The organism is Gilliamella sp. wkB292, from assembly GCF_001690235.1.
GTDB classification, from domain to species: domain Bacteria; phylum Pseudomonadota; class Gammaproteobacteria; order Enterobacterales; family Orbaceae; genus Gilliamella; species Gilliamella apicola_F.
Genome location: NZ_LZGO01000048.1, coordinates 86,067 through 107,904, shown reverse-complemented (window position 1 = coordinate 107,904; position 21,838 = coordinate 86,067). Strand labels below are relative to the sequence as shown.

The window sequence follows — 21,838 nt, the reverse complement described above, 5'->3', positions numbered from 1 at the left end:
GCGTAATTGAAAAAATTACTTTTTTGATTGATAGATAATAAAACGAATAAATTATTACAGCATAAATATAACTGGAACATATTATGAAATTGTACAATTTGAAAGATCATTCGCAGCAAGTTAGCTTTTCCCAAGCTGTGCAACAAGGATTAGGAAGAGGACAAGGTCTATTTTTCCCGCAAGAATTACCAAAATTTTCTGAAAATGAAATTGAAGCATTATTAAAACTGGATTTTATAACTCGTAGCGCCAAAATTTTATCGGCGTTTATTGGCGATGAAATTAGTCAGGATGATATGTATCGATTAGTTAATAATGCTTTTCAATTTCCAGCGCCGGTCAAATCGGTTGAAGCAGATATTGGTTCATTAGAGTTATATCATGGTCCAACACTTGCATTTAAAGATTTTGGTGGACGTTTTATGGCACAAGCGTTAGTGCAAGTGGCTGCGGATAAACAAATTACGATATTAACAGCAACATCGGGTGATACAGGTGCCGCAGTTGCGCATGCTTTTTATCATTTACCTAATATTCGTGTTGTAATTTTATATCCAGAAGGAAAAATTAGTCCATTACAAGAAAAGCTATTTTGCACCTTGGGCGATAATATTCATACTATCGCTATTGAAAGTGACTTTGATGCGTGCCAAGCCTTAGTTAAAAAAGCATTTGATGATGAAGAGTTAAAAGCGCTAATTGGATTAAATTCTGCAAATTCGATTAACATCAGCCGTTTACTGGCACAAATTTGTTACTATTTTGAAGCTTATGCTCAACTGACACCAGCGCAACGTCAACAATTAGTGATTTCAGTGCCTAGTGGTAACTTTGGTGATTTAACAGCCGGTTTATTGGCTAAAACAATGGGATTACCAATTAAACGCTTTATTGCTGCAACGAATGCAAACGACACGGTGCCACGCTATTTAGAAACTGGAAAGTGGGAGCCTCATGCAACAGTTGCTACGCTTTCTAATGCTATGGATGTGAGCCAACCGAATAACTGGCCTCGTATTGAAGAGATCTATCATCGCGAAGGCTGGGTGTTAAAATCACTTGGACATGCGGCGGTGTCTGATGAAGTCGCTTCACAAACGGTAAGAGAATTAGATAAAAAAGGTTATTTGTCTGAGCCTCATGGCGCGATTGCTTATCGGGCATTGCGTGATCAGCTGCAAGCAGGTGAGTATGGATTGTTTTTAGGAACGGCTCATCCAGCGAAATTCAAAGAGGTGGTTGAAGACATTCTTGGTAAATCAATTCCACTGCCTAAAGCATTAGCTGAACGTGCAGATATGACACTACTTTCGCATCATATGCCAAATGATTTTGCCAAATTACGTGATTTTTTAATTAATTTAACTTGGTAAAATTTGTTCCGCTGCCAATCGGTGGCGGATCATTCTTTATCATCAGATATGGTTTAGCTAATTTCAGTTGTTTATTTTGCTATTAAATTTATCTTCACGATTTTTACATTCAATCACATATACATTATTTTAGTAAATGCTAATCAATAGTATTTATTTTGCTGTTTAGACATATCTTGTTTAAATCACTATTTTCAGCTATTGTAATATCAATTAGGCCATTATAAGGATATTGTTATGTACTGTCCGTTTTGTAATGCAGATGATACAAAGGTGATTGATTCGCGTCTTGTTGGTGAAGGTTATCAAGTCCGTCGTCGTCGTCAATGTGTTGAGTGCAATGAGCGTTTTACCACATTTGAAGTGGCAGAATTAATTATGCCTAATGTGATTAAAAGCAATAAAGTTCGAGAACCATTTAATGAAGATAAGTTGCGTAATGGAATAAAACGAGCACTAGAAAAACGTCCAGTTAGCTTTGATGCAATCGAAGATGCAATTACGCGCATAAAATCAAAAATCAGAGCTACCGGTGAACGTGAAGTGCCAGCAAAATTAATTGGTAGTTACGTTATTGAAGAGCTAAAAAACCTCGATAAAGTCGCTTACATACGTTTTGCATCTGTTTATTTTAGTTTTGATGATATAGAACAATTTAGTAATGAAATTGCTAAATTACAACAAAAATAATGACCTTTATGACAGTGCCTTACGATACCGATCAACTTTATATGAATCAAGCCATTGAGCTTGCTAAACTTGGTCGTTTTACCACAACGCCCAATCCCAATGTTGGCTGTATTATCGTTAAAGATAATCAGATTATTGGTAAAGGGTACCATCAAAAAGCGGGGCAACCCCATGCGGAAGTTTATGCTTTACAAATGGCGGGTGCTAATGCCGCCGGTGCAACTGCATATGTAACATTAGAGCCTTGTAGCCATTTTGGACGCACGCCCCCTTGTGCTAACGCCTTAATTAAATCAGGGATTAAGCGTGTTGTGATTGCTATGCAAGATCCTAATCCTAACGTGGCTGGTAATGGTATTAAACGTTTACAAGATGCTGGTATAGCGGTAACTGTCGGTGTTTTAGCTGACCAAGCGGAAGCGATTAATCAAGGTTTTTTAAAACGTATGCGCACAGGCTTACCTTTTGTCCAACTTAAACTGGCTACTTCGTTAGACGGAAAAATCGCCATGGCATCAGGCGAAAGTAAGTGGATAACCTCAAATAAAGCCAGAGAAGATGTACAACAGTTTCGTGCTCAAGCCAGTTGTATATTAAGTACCCGTAAAACAGTACAAACCGATAATGCAAGTTTAACCGTTAGATATCACCAATTACCCGATGACATACAGAAAATCTATCCTATCGAAAAGATAAGACAACCCATTAGAGTAATTATTGATGGTCAACATCAATTAACTGGCGATGAAAGTATTTTTCAACAACTCGGTGAAACTTGGGTTGTGCGAAAGCAAAATTTATCGATTGCAATGCCTAATACATCGTTGATTGTAGAGCCTTCAGCTAATCAGTATATTGATTTAAAAATTTTACTCGAAAACTTAGCGCAAAAGCAGATAAATAGTGTTTGGGTTGAAGCAGGTGCACACCTTGCTGGTGCGTTAATTGAACAAAATTTAGTTGATGAACTGATTATTTATTATGCGCCAAAATTGCTAGGTCATAATGCTAAAGATATGTGTATTTTACCCAATTTGCAAAAATTATCCCTAGCTCCTCAATTTCAATTTGAATCAGTTGCAGCAGTTGGTGAGGATATGCGCGTTATTCTAAAAAGAAAATCATCTGCAATTTGATGACAGTTCAATTCCCTATTTTAAAAAAGGAAACGTTAATTTGAATAGTGAACGGGGCCTTTTGTATGAAAAAGCAAGCTTTAACAAGCTGGATATCGATTGTTTTTTTACTTTAGATGAGTATCAAATTATCGACGATTTTATTTATGCGGATATATCAGGAATAGCAAAAGTTTGTGGTTATCAAATTCTGTTTTTTTATATTTTGGGGCATGTTGAAGTATTATTACTGGAAGATGTGGTGGAGAACACGTTTTTACGTGATAAAGCTAATCAAATTTTAACTTATTTAGGTTTTGATTTTAAAATGGGTCATCCGTTTGAGTTAACAGATGAGTTTAATCATAATTTTAAGTTTAAAGACTCTATTAATAACGATCAGGTGCGTTTTTACTATGACTTTAACGAGATGTTAATTGTTTTAGGTATTAATTGGCAGGGATTTTTAGTTTCATTCGAAATGGTAAAAGATAAGACAATTATCCATAATCGCCTGAAAAATTTTTATTCATAAATGAACTGTATTTTCTATTGCAAAAACGAACTGTGCTCAGTTGAGTAACGGCATCTATTGTTAATAAGATGCCGATACCCCCCATGAGTTAAATGTGAATACTTCATTCGGTAATTATCATTAATTACCTTGAAGAATGGCTAATAGTTGTTCTGGTGTTTTTACTGCTAAGATGCGCTCAAGTGTATCGTCTGCAATCACGGCACGCGTTAATTTACGCAAGATATCTAAGTGCTCATTTGATTTAGCTGCAATGCCAATGACAACATAAGCAATATTATTATCTTCATCCCATTTTATACCTTGTGGGTAATAAATCACTTTAAGCCCCGTTTCGATAACACTATCACGTTTTTCGGTTGTGCCATGTGGAATTGCTATACCATTACCCAAAAAAGTCGAAATTTGTGCATCACGATCGAACATTGCTTGAGTATAATCATTCTTGACTAATCCCGCGTTAATCATCTTTTCAGATACCGCTCTTATCGCATCTTGTTTAGAAAAAGAGCCATCTATGATTGAAATATCATTTGCATTAAGTTTTAAATCGCTCATTTGTTATCCTTATTTTGTTAGTCTACCGATAATGAGTGGTAGACTAATTTGTTGATTATACTGTTGCTTTAGTTGCTAATTTTCTGTTTTGTGCAATACGAACTAAACCTAATAAAATGGCGCCAACTATTGCACCAGCGAAAATACAACCTACCCATAAAAATGGTTTATTAACCAGTGGTAGCACTAAAAAACCACCATGTGGTGCAGGGACTTGAATTTGGCATAAAAATGTCAATACAGCTGCAATGGCAGACGATAACATCATAATTGGAATCACACGTAATGGATCTTTTGCTGCAAAAGGTATTGCTCCTTCTGTGATATGTGTTGCACCCAAAATATAATTGACCAGTCCAGCTGCACGCTCTTCTTCACTAAAGGCTTTATTGCGGAAGATTGTTGTTGAAAAAGCAATAACAAACGGTGGTGCAATACAAGCTGCAGAAACACCAGCCATAAAATAGAAATTACCTTCACCTAACAACATGGTACCTGTTACGTAAGCGGCTTTATTTACTGGGCCACCAAAGTCGAATGAACACATAGCACCAATAACAATACCCAATAAAACAGGATTAGCAGATTGCAGTGATTCTAGGAAAGACTTCATGGCATTATTTACTGTCGCAATCGGACCACCGAGTAAAAACATACCTGCACCAATCACAAATACGCCAATGAGTGGCATAATGAAAATGGATTTAAGCCCTTCAAATGAGCGTGGAAGTCCATCTAACAATTTTTTGACAAATAGCATTAAATAACCGGCAGCAAAACCAGCAATAATCCCACCAAGGAACCCAGCTCCGGTGATATTAGCAATCAGTCCACCGACAAACCCAGCAACCATTCCTGGTCGGCCAGCTATAGAGTACGCTAAGAAACCCGTAAAGATAGGAACCATAATGCCAAACGCTTGCCCACCAATTTTCATTAATAACGCGGCAAACTCATTATATTGAGCATTATCAGGGTTAGCTGAATATATCCCCCATAAAAACGATAACGCAATCAAAACCCCGCCAGCTACCACAAAAGGTAACATGTTCGAAACGCCGCTCATTAAATGTTTATAAATTTGACGACCAATGGATTCTTTAACTTCTATCGGGTTAGATGATGAATTGGATTTGTCTGTATTGTTATTTTTGCCTTTACGGATGGGAACAGCGCCAGATGTGATTTGTTCAATAAGTACTTTAGCTTTATGAATACCATCTTTAACAGGTACTTCAATAACAGGTAAACCATTGAAGCGGTCAGGGTTGACATCTTTATCAGCAGCAATAATTACCCCAATTGCCTCGTTAATATCTGCGTCTGTAATGGCGTTATCAACACCGCCAGCGCCATTGGTTTCTACTTTTATTTCAAAGCCTGCTTTTTCGGCTGCGCTTTTTAAGGCTTCTTCCGCCATATATGTATGTGCAATACCAGTTGGACATCCTGTGACAGCTAATATTTTTTTCATAATGCTCTCCTATTTACTTGATTTGGGTAACGACAACTTGATCCATATAAATGTCAATTTTGTCTAATTGACCTAATCCATCTGACTCGGCAACATTAGCGCCTGTTGCTGAGGCTTTTTTCATGGCTTTTTCAATACTTTGTTGTTCAAAAAGCCACTCACTAATAAATGCAGCAAGCGATGCGTCACCAGCACAAGCCGAACTAACTAGATTTATTTTCACCGCATTACAAAACCAAATATGCGTTCCGTCTGAAAAGTACATTCCTTTGTCACCCATTGTTAATAAAATGTTTTGTGCGCCTTGTGAATGAACAGTTTCCAGTGCGGTTATGATTTGCTGTTGGGTATTGGTTTCAAGTCCAAAAATTTCTTTTAGTTCATCGTCATTAGGTTTAATTAATAATGGCTGATACTTTAATAATTCACTTAATTTGGGATGACTAATATCAAGAATGACTTGGATATTTTTGGACATACATAAATCTAAGATAGACTGATAATAATCTGGCTCAATATTATTTGGCAGACTTCCGCTGATCACTAAATAACTGTTATTGGCTAGCGAACTAATAATCTCTAGCATTTCGCTTTTTTTGTTATCAGGAACAAACGGTCCTTTCCCCACCAATTTATATTCATTATGCCCATCGTTGACAAAAACATTGATACGCGTGATGTCATCAATAAAGCAAGGTTTGGTTTCAAGTTGTAATTTAGTTAATTCATCAACAATGTACTTACCCGAAAAGCCACCAAAGAAACCCAAAGCACAGGTTGGTTTATTGAATTTATGTAATACAATCGATACGTTGATAGCTTTACCATTTGGGCTATATTCAGTATGCGAAGTTCGATTGACGCAATTGGGATAAAGCCCTTGGCAACGAATATTCATATCAATGGCGGTATTGAGTGTTAAGGTATAGATCATCATGCTTAGCCTCTACAATTTTCCTGCACATCCGCATGTTGTGATGATTTTTTTGACGATCTCTTTCATTGCTGCTTTTGCAGGTTTCATATAGTGGCGAGGGTCATTTGCATCGGGATGTTCAATAAAATATTGTTTGAGGGCATCAGAAAACGCTATTTTTAATTCTGTCGCTACATTGACTTTACAAATACCGCGTTTAATACATTCACGTACATCTTTATCTGGCACGCCTGATGCGCCGTGTAATACTAGTGGAATATCGACCATAGAACGTATTTCAGATAAACGATCAAAGTCTAGTTTGGGTTCCGATTTATAAAGGCCGTGCGCAGTGCCAATTGCAATTGCCAGTGAGTCAATACCTGTCTTTTCTATAAATTCAACTGCTTGTTTAGCATTAGTGTATAAAGCATCTTTAGCATCAACAACTAAGTCATCTTCAACGCCACCTAGTCGTCCTAATTCTGCTTCTACACTGACATCGTAACGGTGAGCATATTCAACGACACGTTTAACAATGGCAACATTTTCAGCGAATGGAAAATGAGAACCATCAATCATCACAGAACGAATACCCGCATTGATTTTAGTTGTTATATCCTCATAGTCTTCATGGTGATCTAAATGAAGTGCTAAAGGAACATTATGTTTTTTCGACAACTCATAAGCAATGGCGACAATATTTTCTGTTCCTGCATAACTATAGGTTCCTGGGGTTCCTGCTAAAATGACAGGGGACTGTAATTCAGCAACTGTTTCTACAATGACTTGCATTGTTTCTAAATTATGGATGTTAAAGGCGGGTACGGCATAGTGCTCTTTTTGCGCTTTTTTTAACATATTGTGGCTGGAAATAATTGACATATAACTTCTCCTCAAATTTTTATTAACTACTTAATTTTTTAACTTTCGAATTGAAAGTTATTTTTTTAAATTATGATTGCAAAACGAAAGTTATACTAGTGTTAATAGCGTGAGGTGGATCACAAAAATAGATTTTAATATGTCGAACAAGATAAACTTGTTGCTAAAGTTTCATTTTAACGTTTAACTGGTCAAGGCTGATTTAAGACTACTAAATCGCGATAATTAACATTGATTCATGTTTAGGAATAAATTTCTTCACTCAATTGATGTTGACCACTTGTATGATAAATTTTATTATCATCGTTAGATATTTATCAGTTATATAGGAAATAAAATTTGGCTAGAGCGTCTTCAGCCCTACTAAAACGTAGGTTAGATATTGCCGAAATCGTACGTAAACAAGGTGAAGTAAAAGTAGATGACTTATCTGACAAGCTTCAAGTGTCTAATGTTACTATTCGGCAAGATTTAACATATTTAGAACAACAAGGTTATTTAAAACGATCCTTTGGTGGAGCAATTTATATTCCGCCTGAAAGTTTAGCTAACCAAACTTCTTTCGACTCTGTAAATTATAGTAATACCAATTTAAATATCAGTGAAATCGATATCGTTAAAAACTGTTTAGATTATATAAATGATGGCGATACACTTTTTTTAGGTCATGGCACTTTAATTCGAAAGCTCATTCCTTTTTTGCATAATAAAAAATCCCTACGATTGATTATGAATGATATTCAAAATGCTCAATTGGTTAAGGAGTTTTCAGATGCCGAAGTGATATTAGTTGGCGGTATGCTTTTAGAGGGTAATTTTTTGCAAAATAATAATGCGCTAACTGACATTGTTAACCAATTTTCTATTACCCATTTTATTGTCGAATTGGCAGCTATCAATGCTAATAATCATTTAATTATTGCTAATATTGATCAACAAAAAACGTATCAACAAATATTTAAAAATGCTGACCATACAATTGGCCTTTTACCTCAACGATTGGTAATGAATGATGAACACAGTATTGGAAAATTGAAGCATTTAGATACTGTTATATTATCAAGACCTGTTGTCACCGAATATCATCAACAATTATTAGATTCTAATTTTAAACAAGATGCGGTTAACAAATTTTGCGTGATCTATCGTAATGCAAAGGGGATGTAATATGCAATTTAAAATTTGTACTATTGGAGAATTGCTAGTTGAGTTTTTAGCTAAAGAAAAAAATCAACGTTTTGACGAACCGGGTGAATTTGTCGGACCTTTTGTCAGTGGAGCCCCAGCAATATTTGCAGATCAAGTTGCGAAATTAGGTTTTCCCGTTGTTTTTTTTGGTTGCGTTGGCAAAGATGCTTTTGGTCACATGTGCACGAAGCGATTAAAACAAGATGGTGTGATTATTGAGGGTATTACAACGCATTATAAAGCCAATACAGGCAGTGCATTTGTAACCTATAAAGGCTTAAATGAACGTGATTTTATTTTTAATATCCCAAATAGTGCCTGTGGCCTACTTTCGTTCAATCATATAAATGAAAGTTTATTAAAAGATTGTACTCATTTACATGTGATGGGCTCTTCACTTTATTCTTTTCGCGCTATTGATGCTATGCGTAAAGCACTTGATATTATTAAGAGTAAAGGCGGCACAATTTCGTTTGATCCAAATTTACGTAAAGAGATGTTTAATATTCAGGAAATGGAGCAATCGTTTGATTATATCATGGAGTATACCGATATATTTTTACCAAGCGAAAGCGAGGTGAGTTATTTTGCGCATAGCCATGATGAGAGTGAACAACAGACCATGTTTTCATTACTCGAAAAAGGAATTAAACATATTGTGGTGAAAAAAGGTAGTAATGGTGCAGACTATTATGGTCACGATGATAAAAATAAATTATATACACTTCATGTAGACGGTTTTGCCACAAACGTAATTGATCCAACTGGAGCGGGAGACTGCTTTGGTGCAACCTTTGTTAGTTTGATGTTAGCGGGATATTCTGTCAAACACGCTTTACGCTATGCTAATGCGAGCGGTGCTCTAGCCGTATCTAAAAAAGGTCCAATGGAAGGGACATCGACAATAGATGAATTAAAACAATTTATTTCTGAATATAAATAAATCTATTAAATACAATTGGTTGATTAAATTTGCAAAAAAAATCCCAATAACATGGTTATTGGGAAAACATAAGGAATAGGAAAACAATGAAATAAATGCATTGTCGAGTGTTAGTATGCACCTTTTTTTTAAAAATGTATGTAAAGATAACTAAATGATTGCTTAAATAGATTGTATCTATCTTGTTAAATAAATGTAAATGGCTTTGTTTTTATTAATAACTCATTATTTTTTAATGTGTTATCTATAAAAAGATCTCTAATAATGAGTTTAAAAACAGCTTGCCGTGCTCGGTTATTTGCCAATTATGTTTATTTTCAATTAAATAGTTTTGCTCTATGGCAAGGTCAATCTGCTTACTTACCGATTGCAAGGGTAAAAAAGTACGTTGTTCAAATTCGTGCTTTGGCGTTGCTTCAAATAATCGGAAACGATTCATAAAATATTCAAAGGGTAGATCTTGCGACGCTACTTGATAAGAGTTTTCTAAATATCGACCTTCTAAATACCCTTTGGGGTGACGTGTTTTTACTGTCCGGATAATTTTGCCATTCGATTGTGTAATTTTTCCATGTGCTCCGCAGCCAATTCCTAAATAATCGCCAAACCGCCAATAATTTAAATTATGTTCGCATTGATAGCCGGGTTTGGCATATGCTGAAGTTTCATATTGTTGATAGCCTTGTTCAGTTAAAAGTTGATGCCCTTGTTGATAAATTTCCCATAAATTATCGTCATCAGGTAAAATCGGTGGTTTGGAACCAAATAAGGTATTGGGTTCAATGGTTAACTGATACCAAGACAAATGCGGAGGGGCTAGCTTAATGGCTTGCTTTAAATCATACAATGCATCATCAATGGATTGATTCGGTAAACCATGCATTAAGTCTAAATTAAAACTATGTAAATGTAGGCTATGGGCAAGAATGGCTGCATTCATGGCTTCTTCTGGGTTATGTATCCGTCCTAAATTTGCTAGTTTAGTCGATTGAAAGCTTTGTACGCCAATTGAAATACGATTAATTCCTGCTTGCTGATAACCCTTAAACCTCTCTACATCAACAGAATTTGGATTTGCTTCAATCGTTACTTCTGCTTCATTTTCTATTGGAATAATTTTATTAACTTCGATTAATAACTGATTAATCAATTCCGCTGAAAATAGGCTTGGTGTGCCTCCACCGATAAAAATAGAGTGAATTGATCGATCATGACACAGTTTTGCATCTTGCCGTAAATCTTCAATAAGATGTTGAATATAGGCTTGATAATCAGGTGTTTTTTTCACCGTATGTGAATTAAAATCACAGTAAGGACATTTTTGAACACACCAAGGCATATGGATATATAAGCTAAGAGGAATTTTATAATCAAACATATGCCTTTCCATAAATTTTTGTCAAATACGCAGAATAAGTTTAAATGAGCTGGGTATATTACTCTCATTTATTAAAAAAAGCTTTTTTACCTTTATTCTATTTCTAGAATGTGTTGAAAAAGCGTAAAATAAAAACAATTTTAGATTTAGTTTATGACATTGATTGTCGATCAAATTAAATATTATAGGAGTAATTATGAGTATTTTAAAACAACTATTGGATAGCGCTAAACAATCTCAGTCTTTAAGCCCATCTGTTAAACAAACCACCTATGGTGAATTACCTATTTTAGTCATTAATCACCAAACTTGCACTGCCGCGGTTTCACTACAAGGTGCACATTTATTATTTTGGCAACCGACAACTGAAACTGCACCAGTCGTTTGGTTAAGTAACAACGCTGTATTTAAAAAAGGTACCGCTATTCGTGGTGGCGTACCCGTTTGTTGGCCTTGGTTTGGTAAATTAGGTGATCCTATGCATGGTTTTGCCCGTATAGTGCAGTGGACTTTAGATTCATGCAACGAAAATAATGAGGGTGTTGATCTTGTTTTATCGTTAACCAATAATCAACAAACTGAGCCGTTTTTTTCAAAACCTTTTCATGTTTGGTTACAAATTCACATTGGTACTACTTGCCAAGTCACGTTAACTTGCCAAGGCAATTTTGAAGTAACTAGTGCATTACATACCTATTTTGGTGTAGATAATATTAACAATGTACTTGTTAAAGGTTTAGGAGACAGCTATCAAGAACGTTTAACAAATGAAAATAAACCGACTACCGCAGGTCAGCTGACTTTCAATCAAGAAGTCGATCGTATTTACACTCATGCCGATAATAAGTTAATCATTAAAGATGGGCAACGTACTATTGAGCTAACTAATAATCATTCGACCGATGTTGTAACATGGAATCCATGGATAGATAAAGCAAAAGCAATGGCTGATTTTGCTGATAATGAATATCAATCTATGGTTTGTGTCGAAACTGCGTGTATTACTCAACCCCTAAAACTTTCGCCAACAGAAAAAGTGTCTTATGGTTTTAAGATAGAATTAATAAAGTAAATGGTAAACTGGTGTTACAAACTTAATCGATACTTGGTTTTGATTAATAGTAGTATGATTATTTGATTGCGTTTAATTGCATAACGCTTTATAATCGCTAGCGCTTTTTAAGCAACTATTTGATAGCCAATTACTGGGTCGCCTGTAATTGGTTTTTATTTGAAATTACTAAGAGAAATTAAAATGTTTACATTAAAAGCAGAAGTTAGAAAAGAGCATGGTAAGGGTGCGAGCCGCCGCCTGCGTCACGCTGGTCAATTCCCAGCTATTATCTATGGTGGAAGTGAAGCAGCAGTTTCTGTTGTGCTTGATCACAACCATATTTTTAATATGCAAGAAAAACCAGAATTTTATTCTGAAGTATTAACTATTGAAGTTGATGGCAAAGCAGTTAAAGTAAAAGTACAAGCAGTACAACGTCATCCATTCAAACCAAAATTAGTGCATATGGATTTTGTTCGCGTATAAATTATCCATCAGTTGGGTCGCACCCAACAATTACTAATTCACGCAAAAGGTCGCCTTCATGGTGACCTTTTGTTTTCGTATCAAATAAGGCAAATACCTATTGTTATGATTAACTCCACTAACTGAGTGTACATAGGTAGGACAACGTAATAAAATAGATAATATGCTTTTTTTAGGAGAAAATTATGTCTGATATCCCAGTTTGCGATTTAGTTATTTTTGGTGCTAAAGGGGATTTAACGAGACGTAAATTATTACCGTCTTTATATCAATTAGAAAAATATGGTAAGTTGCCAAAACAAACTAAAATTTTAGGCGTAGGTCGTGCTGATTGGGATCATGCTGCTTATTGCGAAGTAGCCAAAGAAGCATTGTCTACTTTCATGCCAGAACCTATCGACGAGGCGATTTGGCAACGATTTAGTCAACGACTTAATTTTCATAAATTAGATGTCAATAATCTTGCTGGTTTTAGCGCATTAAAGAGTGAACTTGACCAAACCAGACCAACTATTTTTTATTTTGCCATGCATCCTGGTGCGTTTGGTACTATCTGCCAAGGTTTAGCTGAAGCTGGATTAAATCAAATACAAAACCGAATTGTGATGGAAAAACCACTCGGTACCGACTTACAATCATCGCGTGAAATTAATGATTCAGTTGCGAAATATTTCAATGAGTCACAAGTTTATCGTATTGACCACTATTTAGGTAAAGAATCCGTTTTAAATTTATTAGCATTACGTTTTGCAAATCCTGTATTTGCCTCATTTTGGGATCGAAATTCAATAGATCATGTTGAAATTACTGTTGCTGAGCAAGTCGGTATTGAGGGACGTTGGGGATATTTTGATAAAGCTGGTCAAATGCGTGATATGGTACAAAACCATCTATTACAAATTTTAACTATGATTGCGATGTCTCCACCATCTAACCTTGGTGATGATAGCTTGCGTAATGAAAAAATAGCAGTACTTAATGCTCTTAGACCAATTAATAAAACCAATATTCGTGACAAAGTTGTTAGAGGCCAATATACCTCAGGATTTGTTAACGGTATTAATGTACCGGGATATTTAGAAGAAGATGGTGCAACTCCAGACAGCCATACTGAAACCTTTGTGGCTATCCGTGTCGATATTGATAATTGGCAGTGGGCGGGAGTCCCTTTCTATTTGCGTACAGGTAAGCGTTTACCAAGCAAATGCTCTGAAGTGGTTGTTTATTTTAAACCATTACCACTGAATTTATTTAGTGAATCTTATCCTGAACTGCCACAAAATAAGTTAACCATTCGATTACAACCTGATGAAGGTATGGATATTGAAATCCTTAATAAAGTGCCAGGGTTAGATAGTACCCATACTTTACAAACAACTAAACTTGATTTAAGTTTTAGTGAAACTTTCCATCAACATCGTGCCGATGCTTATGAACGCTTGCTACTTGAAGTGATGCGAGGACGACAAGCACTATTTGTTCATCGTGACGAAGTCGAAGCTGCTTGGAAATGGGTTGATTCTATTATCAATGCATGGGATGCTGATAATGACACACCAAAAACTTATCAAGCTGGTACTTGGGGACCGGTTGCATCAGTCGCTTTAATTACTAAAGATGGCTATTCATGGCATGAATTTGAATAAAAGGAATATCAAATATGGTTACACTAAATAAATATGCAACAAGTGAGTTATTAGTTGAAGACCTGACTTCACACATCGTGAATGAACTTACCAAAGCGATTGAAATTAAAGGACAAGCTTCGATAGCCGTATCAGGGGGTAAAACGCCTATTCCTTTATTTATTTCTCTTAGTGAGCAAAATTTAGATTGGAGCCGAGTATTTATTACTCTGGTTGATGATAGATGGGTTGATGATACTGATGATGCCAGTAATGAAAAATTAGTCATGACTTACTTATTACAAAATAAAGCAAAGTTGGCTAATTTCGTCGGTTTAAAAAATAGCTGTAATAATCCATTTGATGGCGCGTCAATTACTGAAAAACAGTTAGACAAAGTACCAATGCCGTTTGATGTATTAATTCTAGGTATGGGGGAAGATGGTCATACTGCGTCATTATTCCCTGGTGCTGCGAATTTAGCTGCCGGTTTAGATATGAAATCAGGCCATAAAGTTGTCGGTATGACACCATTAACAGCGCCTCTAGATCGAATTACTTTAACGCTGCCTACTATTTTAAATAGTCACAATATCTATTTACATTTAGTTGGTGATAGTAAAATGTCAGTATTAGAACAAGCCGAACAAGGTAAAGATATTAACCAAATGCCAGTTAGAGCAATTTTACAGCAAGATAAAGTCAATGTGACCATATTTTGGACTGCTGCATAAAAACCTATTGATTGTGCCGACTTATGTCGGCCACAATCTTTCTTTAAAGCCTTAATCATTATTCATCCATTATTAGTAATATTTAATCCCATTACTTTATTCACAACACCTCTTAATCATATTTTTTACTATTTTAGTACGAGCGTTATTAAAAAAATAACTATTTAACAAATTGATTTAAAACAATATTTTTAATATTTAAAGTTGGAGCTATTTTTAGTAAAAATAGCGTGCACTTATTTTTATGCGTATTTGCGAAATTAATTGATTAAATACCTATTATTTTTGTAACTTTTGTGGTAAAAAGTGGGTTTAAGTGGTAAAAAAGTAAGAATTATTTAACCATCTGATTTTAATCAATAAAAAAATAATAAAAATTTAAAGAAAACGGTGCTTTCATGTTCAGTGGTGCAACTTCAGTCAATTTAGATAGTAAAGGGCGGATGGCTATTCCTACTCGCTATCGTGATTCTTTGTCTGAAGGCATGGTTTGTACAATTGGTTTATACCATTCTTGCTTGTCACTTTACTCAATTTCTGAATGGAAAAGTATTGAAAAGCAACTATCAACACTTTCTACTATTGTTGAGTCAGAGCGTCGAATAAAACGATTATTATTAGGCTATGCAATTGAGTGCCCTATGGATAATTCAGGTAGGATTCTATTACCGCCTACATTACGCACATACGCAAAATTAGAAAAACATGTCATGTTTGTAGGTCAATCTAATAAATTTGAAATTTGGGATGAAGTCATCTGGTATCAACAAATTAGTGAAGATATTGCTGAGCTATCGGCTGATATTACAAACTTATCCGATAATTTAAAAAATTTAACGATTTAACTAAATAATAGAGTACAAGACTAATGAGCTATCTACATACAACTGTTTTACTAAATGAAGCTATTGCAGCATTAAATATAAAAAAAAACGGTATTTATGTTGATGGGACTTTTGGTCGAGGCGGTCATTCTCGTTTAATTCTCGATCATCTAGGTAATCAAGGAAGATTAATTGCCATTGATCGCGATGCCAAAGCTCAACAGGCAGCGAGTGAAATAATTGATCCGCGATTTACCTTTATTCGTGGTGAGTTTTCTAATGTATATCAATATATTGATAATTTAGGCTTACTTGGTAAAGTTGATGGTTTTTTATTGGACCTTGGGGTTTCTTCTCCGCAACTTGATGATCCACAAAGAGGATTTTCGTTTATGCGCGATGGTCCGCTTGATATGCGGATGAATAATCATCAGGGCATGACAGCAAGTGAGTGGCTATTAAATAGTGATGAAGCCGATATAGCATGGGTATTAAAAACATTTGGTGAAGAAAAATTTGCTAAACGTATTGCGCGAGCTATTGTCGAAAAAAACAAAATTATGCCCATTACTCGCACATTAGAATTAGCCAATTTAATTGAACAAGCAACACCTAAAAAAGATAAACATAAACATCCAGCAACACGGAGTTTTCAAGCAATTCGTATATATATTAATAGCGAACTTGAAGAAGTTGAACAAGCGTTGAACGCCAGTTTGTCGATACTTGCCAACCAAGGACGGCTTGCCGTAATTAGTTTTCATTCTTTAGAAGATCGAATAGTTAAGCAATTTATTAGCAAACAGAGTAAAGGACCTGAGTTGCCAGCAGGATTACCACTAACTGAACAACAAATTAAACAATATGGTGGTGCCCAGTTAAAATCACTTGGCAAAGTAAAACCAAGTATGGATGAGATTAATCACAACCCGCGTTCAAGAAGCGCAATATTAAGGGTAGCTGAAAGGAAAAATGAACAGTAATCAAGCAAATGATAGCGAAAATTTTTATGCTGAAATCGACAATCAAAAGCGGCCAAGTAAAAGTTTATTTGGCTTAATTGTTGGTGATTTGCTAGGCCATCAAAAAATTTCATTATTATTACTTATACTTATCATTATTACAGCTGGAGCAGTATTAATCACAACGCAACAAGTTCGTAAGCAACTATTTGAACGTGAGCAACTTTTACTAGAACAAGATGTTTTAGAGAGCGAATGGCGTAATTTAGTTATTGAAGAAAATGTACTTGCAGATCCGAAACGTGTTGAAGATAAAGCTAAAAATCAATTGGGTATGTCATATGTGACGCCTCAAAATGAAACCGTTATTGTGATAAAGAGTAAATAATGAAACCTGTAGTGAAAAATAATAAAGATAAAACTAAAAAGGTTGTAAAAACAAACAAAGCAAATAAACCGAACAAAAAACAGTTTTTTACACCTAACCGTTTTTATGTTGTCTATGGTTTTATTATATTTGCTATTGTGTGTTTAATTATTCGAATGGCAATATTGCAGATAATAGAACCAGATAAGCTTATTGCTGAAGGTAATAAACGCTCCATTCGCCATCAAGAAATGGATGCGCCGCGTGCCATGATCACTGATCGTAATGGTCGAGCGCTTGCTGTAAGTGTACCAATGTTTGATGTATGGGCAGATCCTAAAATTGTTGTACAAAAAGGTGGTGTAAAGGCTGATGATATAAGGTGGCAAGGTTTAGCCAAAACGCTCAATATTTCAATGTCAACCTTACAGCAAAAATTGAGTAATCCATCTATGCGTTTTGTGTATTTAACTAAGCAAATTACACCAACAATAGCGGATTATTTAAAACAGTTAAAATTACCGGGTATTTCGTTTGCTAAAACATCCAAACGTTATTATCCAGCAGCTGAAAATATTGCGCAGCTAATTGGTTTAACCGATATCGATGATAATGGAACCGAACGGGGTTCTGAAGGGATAGAAAAAAGCTTCAATAAATGGTTAATTGGTGAATCAGGACAACGAATCGTAAGGCGTGACCGAGTAGGTCGGGTTATTGAAGAGTTAGAACGAACTGATAGTGAAGCCGCATCCGATTTAACGTTAAGTATTGATGAACGCTTGCAATCTTTAGTGTATAGCGAATTAAGCCAAGCGGTTGAATTTAATAAAGCAGATAGTGGAACGGCTGTTTTAATTGATGTACATACAGGTGAAATTTTAGCGATGGCAACTAGCCCATCTTATAATCCTAATAATCGTTCTTCTATTGATTATAACTTATTACGTAATAGAGCTGTCACTGATGCGTTTGAACCTGGTTCAACAGTTAAACCATTAGTTGTTATGGCCGCATTAGAGAAAAAAATTGCAGATGTAAATACTATCATTGACACCCGACCATTTTTTGTTAATCGGTACGAAATTAAAGATGTGTCGTATCAAAAATCATTAAATCTAGCGGGCATTTTAGAAAAATCAAGTAATGTTGGGGTCAGTAAATTAGCATTACAAATGCAGCCAGGCGAGTTAGTTGAATTTTATAGTCGTTTTGGTTTAGGTCAGCCAACGGGATTAGGATTAGGTGGTGAAGTTAGTGGATCTATTGCTGCTGATCGTACCAGAAAATGGGCGGATATTGAGCGAGCCACCTTTGCATTCGGGTATGGTTTAAGTGTCACACCGTTACAATTAGCCAGAGCTTATGCAACTATTGGTAGTTACGGTATATATAGACCTGTTTCAATTTTAAAAATAACAGAACCGGTTAAAGGTGAACGCGTAGTACAAGAAAAAATAGCCAAAACGGTAGTGCAATTGATGGAAGCTGTGGCTGTGACAGGTGGGGGAACTAAAGCTTCGGTACCTGGTTATAGTGTGGGTGTTAAAACAGGTACTGCAAAAAAATTATCGGGTGGACGCTATGTCAATCAATATCTAGCTTATACCGCAGGAATTGCACCGGCAACCGGCCCTAAATATTCATTAGTTGTCGTTATTGATAACCCGAAAGCTGGTCAATATTATGGTGGTTCAGTATCCGCACCAGTTTTTAGCCGAATTATGGGGGGCGTTCTTCGAACAATGAATGTGAAGCCAGATCGTCAAGTTGATGGGCAAATGATTATTTATTAACAGGTGGTAAATGATGTCTACAAGCACATTTAAAACATTATTTGAATTATTAGGTGGAACTAGCAAATTAGAATTAGCTGATTTTCCGCTTAATCATTTACGTATCGATAGTCGTCAAGTGGAAAAAAACGATGTGTTTGTTGCGATCAAAGGGCATGCCGTAGATGGTCGTAATTTTATTCAACAAGCTATTTTGGCGGGTGCCGTTGCGATACTAATTGAAACTAATCGGAAATCAAATAATTTAAAAATTGATTATCTTAAGCAAGATGATAAGTCTGTAATACCACAAATAAGTATTTTTCAATTGTCACATCGTTTGTCGATGATCGCTAATGATTTTTATCATTCACCTTCCAAAAAATTGTCAGTGATTGGGGTAACCGGCACTAATGGTAAAACCACAGTGACACAACTTATTGCTCAATGTACTACATTATTAAATGAAAAAACCGCTATTTTAGGTACTATTGGCAATGGTATTTATAATAATCAGCTTGAACCATCAAACAATACCACGGCGTCAGCTATCGATGTACAAACTTTATTAGCGGATTTTGTGAAAAAGCATGTCAAAGTTGTAGCAATGGAAATTTCTTCACATGGTTTAGCCATGGATCGCGTTAAAAGTTTAAATTGTGTCGCAACCGTATTTACCAATCTTAGTCGAGATCATCTTGATTATCATAAAACTATGAGTAAATACGCGAAAGCAAAATGGTCATTATTCACTCCAGAAGAAAAGCAAAAGCAAGTGCTAAATTCGGGCAAATCAATTGTTAATTATGATGATAAATATGGCAAGCGATGGATTGAAAAACTGACACAAGTAACAGCGGTATCATGCCAGCCTAAATCGTTACGTCGTTTAAAAGCATTAAATATACCTTATGCTGGCGTATCGATGATTGAATACCACGATAAAGGTGCCAAAATTCATATGGAATCAAGTTGGGGAAATGCCATTATCAATAGCCGATTATTAGGTGAATTCAATGTTGCTAATCTGCTTTTGTCTATTGCAACCTTATTAACTTTAGATTACCCATTTTTTGCTGTCGTGAATATGGCCTCTTTTCTTAAACCAATTTGTGGACGAATGGAAGTTCTGCACGAAAAAAATAGTCCTACAGTCATTGTTGATTATGCGCATACGCCAGATGCATTACAAAAAGCGTTACAAGCTAGCCGAATTCACTGCAAAGGAACGTTATGGGTGATTTTTGGTTGTGGTGGTGATAGAGATAGTGGAAAGCGTCCATTAATGGCTGAAGTGGCTGAACAATTTGCTGATCAAATTGTACTGACTAATGATAATCCGCGCACTGAAGATGAAATGAACATTATTCATGATATACAACAAGGGTTACATGATGGTACCCATGTAAAAGTCATCCCTGATAGAAAACAAGCGATTACTTATACACTAAAACAAGCTAAATCTAATGATGTAATATTAATTGCAGGCAAAGGGCACGAGGATTACCAAATTGTAGGTAAAACCAAATATCACTATTCCGATCAAGAAACAGTGAAACAGCTTTTAGGAGTAGCGAATCAATCATGATTCCATTACAAATTAAACAAATCAAAAAAGTCGTAAATGGTGAATCTTATCATATCTTAAATGAAGATATGATGATTGACGCTATTTGTACAGACTCCAGAAACATTATCAAAAATGCAGTATTTATTGCCTTAGTGGGTGATCATTTTGATGGACATGTTTTTGTTGAACAAGCAATAGAACAAGGCGCTAGTCTGGTTATTGTTGATCATAAAATTGACAATAATGCTATTGCTCAAATTGTTGTTGAGGATACAAAAATTGCGCTTGGGCTTATTGCGGCGGCCGTTCGTCAGTTAAGTCATGCTAAAATTGTTGCGCTCACTGGTTCCTCGGGTAAAACCTCGGTTAAAGAAATGACTGCCGCAATTTTACAACATTGCGGTCAAACACTTTATACTCAGGGCAATTTTAATAATGATATTGGTGTACCATTAACGTTATTTCGTCTAACTGAGCAAGATCAATATGCAGTAATAGAATTAGGCGCGAATCACATTGGTGAAATTGCGTATACAACTAATATTGTTAAACCCCAAAGTGCTTTAATTAATAATATTGCACAGGCGCATCTTGAAGGCTTTGGTTCGCTTGATGGAGTAGCAACCGCTAAAGGTGAAATTTTTGCAGGATTAGCGAATAATGGTATTGCTATCATCAACTTAGATAGCTGTAGTGATAAGTGGTTTAATTCGCTAGGTAACAAAACGGTCTGGACTTTCTCATTATCTAATCCATCTGCTAATTTTTATGCCAGTAATATTCAAATCGCTCAGACCACTTCATTTATCTTACATACGCCTAATGGTCAATGTGAACTAGAACTTCCCTTGATTGGTGAACATAATGTTTCTAATGCGGTTGCAGCGTCAGCTTTAGCGATTTCTGTAGGCGCAACGTTTAATCAAATTAAGCAAGGTTTAGCTACCTTAAAACCGGTAAAAGGTCGTTTGTTTCCAATACAATTAAATCAAACCCAGTTAATTTTGGATGATTCTTATAATGCCAATGTTGGTTCAATGTCGGCTGCTATTAAGGTTTTAGCAAAACAACCTGGCTATCGAATTTTAGTCGTTGGTGATATGGCTGAATTAGGCGAAGATGCCGAAAAATATCATCAGCAAATAGGTGAGCTTGCTCATCACGAAAAGCTTGATTGTGTCATTAGTGTCGGTAATTTAAGTCAATTTATTAGCCAGTATAGTGGTGTCGGCCACCATTTTAATCATAAACAAGATGCAGTAAATTATCTGTTAATGTTACTACGTCAACATCCAATTTTAACCATGCTAGTTAAAGGATCACGTAGCGCTAAAATGGAAGAACTCATCGAAAAAATTCAAATTGAACAATGTTGATTCAGGATTA

General features: G+C 35.6%; 21 protein-coding genes. 16 read left to right on the top strand and 5 right to left on the bottom strand.

Going from position 1 to position 21,838, the window contains the following annotated elements; all coding sequences use genetic code 11:
- The first annotated feature begins 83 nt into the window (after window positions 1-83).
- From thrC to A9G09_RS05530, 4 genes are all read left to right on the top strand, one after another.
- On the top strand, window positions 84-1,373 hold the full coding sequence (gene thrC / locus A9G09_RS05545) for a threonine synthase (protein WP_065633898.1): 1,290 nt from the start codon (window positions 84-86) through the stop codon (window positions 1,371-1,373).
- Between the two features lie 237 nt (window positions 1,374-1,610).
- A complete protein-coding gene (gene nrdR, locus A9G09_RS05540) occupies window positions 1,611-2,063 on the top strand; it encodes a transcriptional regulator NrdR (RefSeq protein WP_065633897.1) in 453 nt (150 codons plus the stop codon).
- Between the two features lie 8 nt (window positions 2,064-2,071).
- Window positions 2,072-3,199: a bifunctional diaminohydroxyphosphoribosylaminopyrimidine deaminase/5-amino-6-(5-phosphoribosylamino)uracil reductase RibD gene (gene ribD / locus A9G09_RS05535; protein WP_065633963.1), complete on the top strand. Its 1,128-nt coding sequence runs from the start codon at window positions 2,072-2,074 to the stop codon at window positions 3,197-3,199.
- A 40-nt stretch (window positions 3,200-3,239) separates the two neighbouring features.
- Window positions 3,240-3,713: a hypothetical protein gene (locus tag A9G09_RS05530; RefSeq protein ID WP_065633896.1), complete on the top strand. Its 474-nt coding sequence runs from the start codon at window positions 3,240-3,242 to the stop codon at window positions 3,711-3,713.
- A gap of 120 nt (window positions 3,714-3,833) precedes the next feature.
- Here A9G09_RS05530 and A9G09_RS05525 read toward each other — a convergent pair whose 3' ends face one another.
- Genes A9G09_RS05525 through A9G09_RS05510 form a run of 4 tightly spaced genes read right to left on the bottom strand, consistent with a single transcriptional unit; the run spans window position 3,834 to window position 7,546 of the window.
- A complete protein-coding gene (locus tag A9G09_RS05525; RefSeq protein WP_065633895.1) occupies window positions 3,834-4,271 on the bottom strand; it encodes a PTS sugar transporter subunit IIA in 438 nt (145 codons plus the stop codon).
- A gap of 55 nt (window positions 4,272-4,326) precedes the next feature.
- Window positions 4,327-5,745 carry a PTS fructose transporter subunit IIC gene (locus A9G09_RS05520; protein WP_065633894.1) on the bottom strand — a complete coding sequence of 473 codons (1,419 nt, stop codon included), beginning with the start codon at window positions 5,743-5,745 and terminating at the stop codon, window positions 4,327-4,329.
- A gap of 13 nt (window positions 5,746-5,758) precedes the next feature.
- On the bottom strand, window positions 5,759-6,679 hold the full coding sequence (pfkB, locus tag A9G09_RS05515; protein ID WP_065633893.1) for a 1-phosphofructokinase: 921 nt from the start codon (window positions 6,677-6,679) through the stop codon (window positions 5,759-5,761).
- A gap of 12 nt (window positions 6,680-6,691) precedes the next feature.
- On the bottom strand, window positions 6,692-7,546 hold the full coding sequence (locus tag A9G09_RS05510) for a tagatose bisphosphate family class II aldolase (RefSeq protein WP_065633892.1): 855 nt from the start codon (window positions 7,544-7,546) through the stop codon (window positions 6,692-6,694).
- A gap of 339 nt (window positions 7,547-7,885) precedes the next feature.
- Between A9G09_RS05510 and A9G09_RS05505 the strand changes: the two genes are divergently transcribed.
- Complete coding sequence (locus A9G09_RS05505; protein ID WP_065633891.1) at window positions 7,886-8,713, top strand: DeoR/GlpR family DNA-binding transcription regulator; 828 nt, start codon at window positions 7,886-7,888, stop codon at window positions 8,711-8,713.
- Between the two features lies 1 nt (window position 8,714).
- Window positions 8,715-9,677 carry a sugar kinase gene (locus tag A9G09_RS05500; RefSeq protein ID WP_065633890.1) on the top strand — a complete coding sequence of 321 codons (963 nt, stop codon included), beginning with the start codon at window positions 8,715-8,717 and terminating at the stop codon, window positions 9,675-9,677.
- Window positions 9,678-9,921: 244 nt separating this feature from the next.
- Here the strand turns inward: A9G09_RS05500 and hemW are convergent, their stop codons facing one another.
- Window positions 9,922-11,055 (bottom strand): radical SAM family heme chaperone HemW, encoded by a 1,134-nt coding sequence (hemW, locus tag A9G09_RS05495; RefSeq protein WP_065633889.1) that lies wholly within the window; start codon window positions 11,053-11,055, stop codon window positions 9,922-9,924.
- A 196-nt stretch (window positions 11,056-11,251) separates the two neighbouring features.
- Here hemW and A9G09_RS05490 point away from each other — a divergent pair, with 196 nt between their 5' ends.
- The 10 genes from A9G09_RS05490 to murF all read left to right on the top strand — a co-directional run bounded on the left by A9G09_RS05490 (window position 11,252) and on the right by murF (window position 21,828).
- Window positions 11,252-12,127 carry a D-hexose-6-phosphate mutarotase gene (locus A9G09_RS05490; protein ID WP_065633888.1) on the top strand — a complete coding sequence of 292 codons (876 nt, stop codon included), beginning with the start codon at window positions 11,252-11,254 and terminating at the stop codon, window positions 12,125-12,127.
- A 183-nt stretch (window positions 12,128-12,310) separates the two neighbouring features.
- A complete protein-coding gene (rplY, locus tag A9G09_RS05485; RefSeq protein ID WP_065633887.1) occupies window positions 12,311-12,595 on the top strand; it encodes a 50S ribosomal protein L25 in 285 nt (94 codons plus the stop codon).
- Window positions 12,596-12,780: 185 nt separating this feature from the next.
- Window positions 12,781-14,241: a glucose-6-phosphate dehydrogenase gene (gene zwf, locus A9G09_RS05480; RefSeq protein WP_065633886.1), complete on the top strand. Its 1,461-nt coding sequence runs from the start codon at window positions 12,781-12,783 to the stop codon at window positions 14,239-14,241.
- 14 nt (window positions 14,242-14,255) lie between these two features.
- Entirely contained in the window at window positions 14,256-14,954 is a 699-nt protein-coding gene (gene pgl, locus A9G09_RS05475; protein WP_065633885.1) for a 6-phosphogluconolactonase, read from the top strand.
- Window positions 14,955-15,352: 398 nt separating this feature from the next.
- Complete coding sequence (mraZ, locus tag A9G09_RS05470) at window positions 15,353-15,799, top strand: division/cell wall cluster transcriptional repressor MraZ (protein WP_065633884.1); 447 nt, start codon at window positions 15,353-15,355, stop codon at window positions 15,797-15,799.
- Window positions 15,800-15,822: 23 nt separating this feature from the next.
- Window positions 15,823-16,761, top strand: coding sequence for a 16S rRNA (cytosine(1402)-N(4))-methyltransferase RsmH (gene rsmH, locus A9G09_RS05465; protein ID WP_065633883.1), 939 nt, complete (start codon window positions 15,823-15,825; stop codon window positions 16,759-16,761).
- Window positions 16,751-17,128: a cell division protein FtsL gene (gene ftsL, locus A9G09_RS05460; RefSeq protein WP_065633882.1), complete on the top strand. Its 378-nt coding sequence runs from the start codon at window positions 16,751-16,753 to the stop codon at window positions 17,126-17,128. Before rsmH ends, ftsL begins: the two co-directional genes overlap by 11 nt.
- Window positions 17,128-18,903, top strand: coding sequence for a peptidoglycan glycosyltransferase FtsI (gene ftsI, locus A9G09_RS05455; protein ID WP_065633881.1), 1,776 nt, complete (start codon window positions 17,128-17,130; stop codon window positions 18,901-18,903). The genes ftsL and ftsI overlap by 1 nt, the downstream gene beginning before the upstream one ends.
- Before the next feature lie 13 nt (window positions 18,904-18,916).
- On the top strand, window positions 18,917-20,470 hold the full coding sequence (gene murE / locus A9G09_RS05450; RefSeq protein ID WP_065633880.1) for a UDP-N-acetylmuramoyl-L-alanyl-D-glutamate--2,6-diaminopimelate ligase: 1,554 nt from the start codon (window positions 18,917-18,919) through the stop codon (window positions 20,468-20,470).
- Window positions 20,467-21,828 carry a UDP-N-acetylmuramoyl-tripeptide--D-alanyl-D-alanine ligase gene (murF, locus tag A9G09_RS05445; protein WP_065633879.1) on the top strand — a complete coding sequence of 454 codons (1,362 nt, stop codon included), beginning with the start codon at window positions 20,467-20,469 and terminating at the stop codon, window positions 21,826-21,828. Before murE ends, murF begins: the two co-directional genes overlap by 4 nt.
- Window positions 21,829-21,838 lie beyond the last annotated feature (10 nt).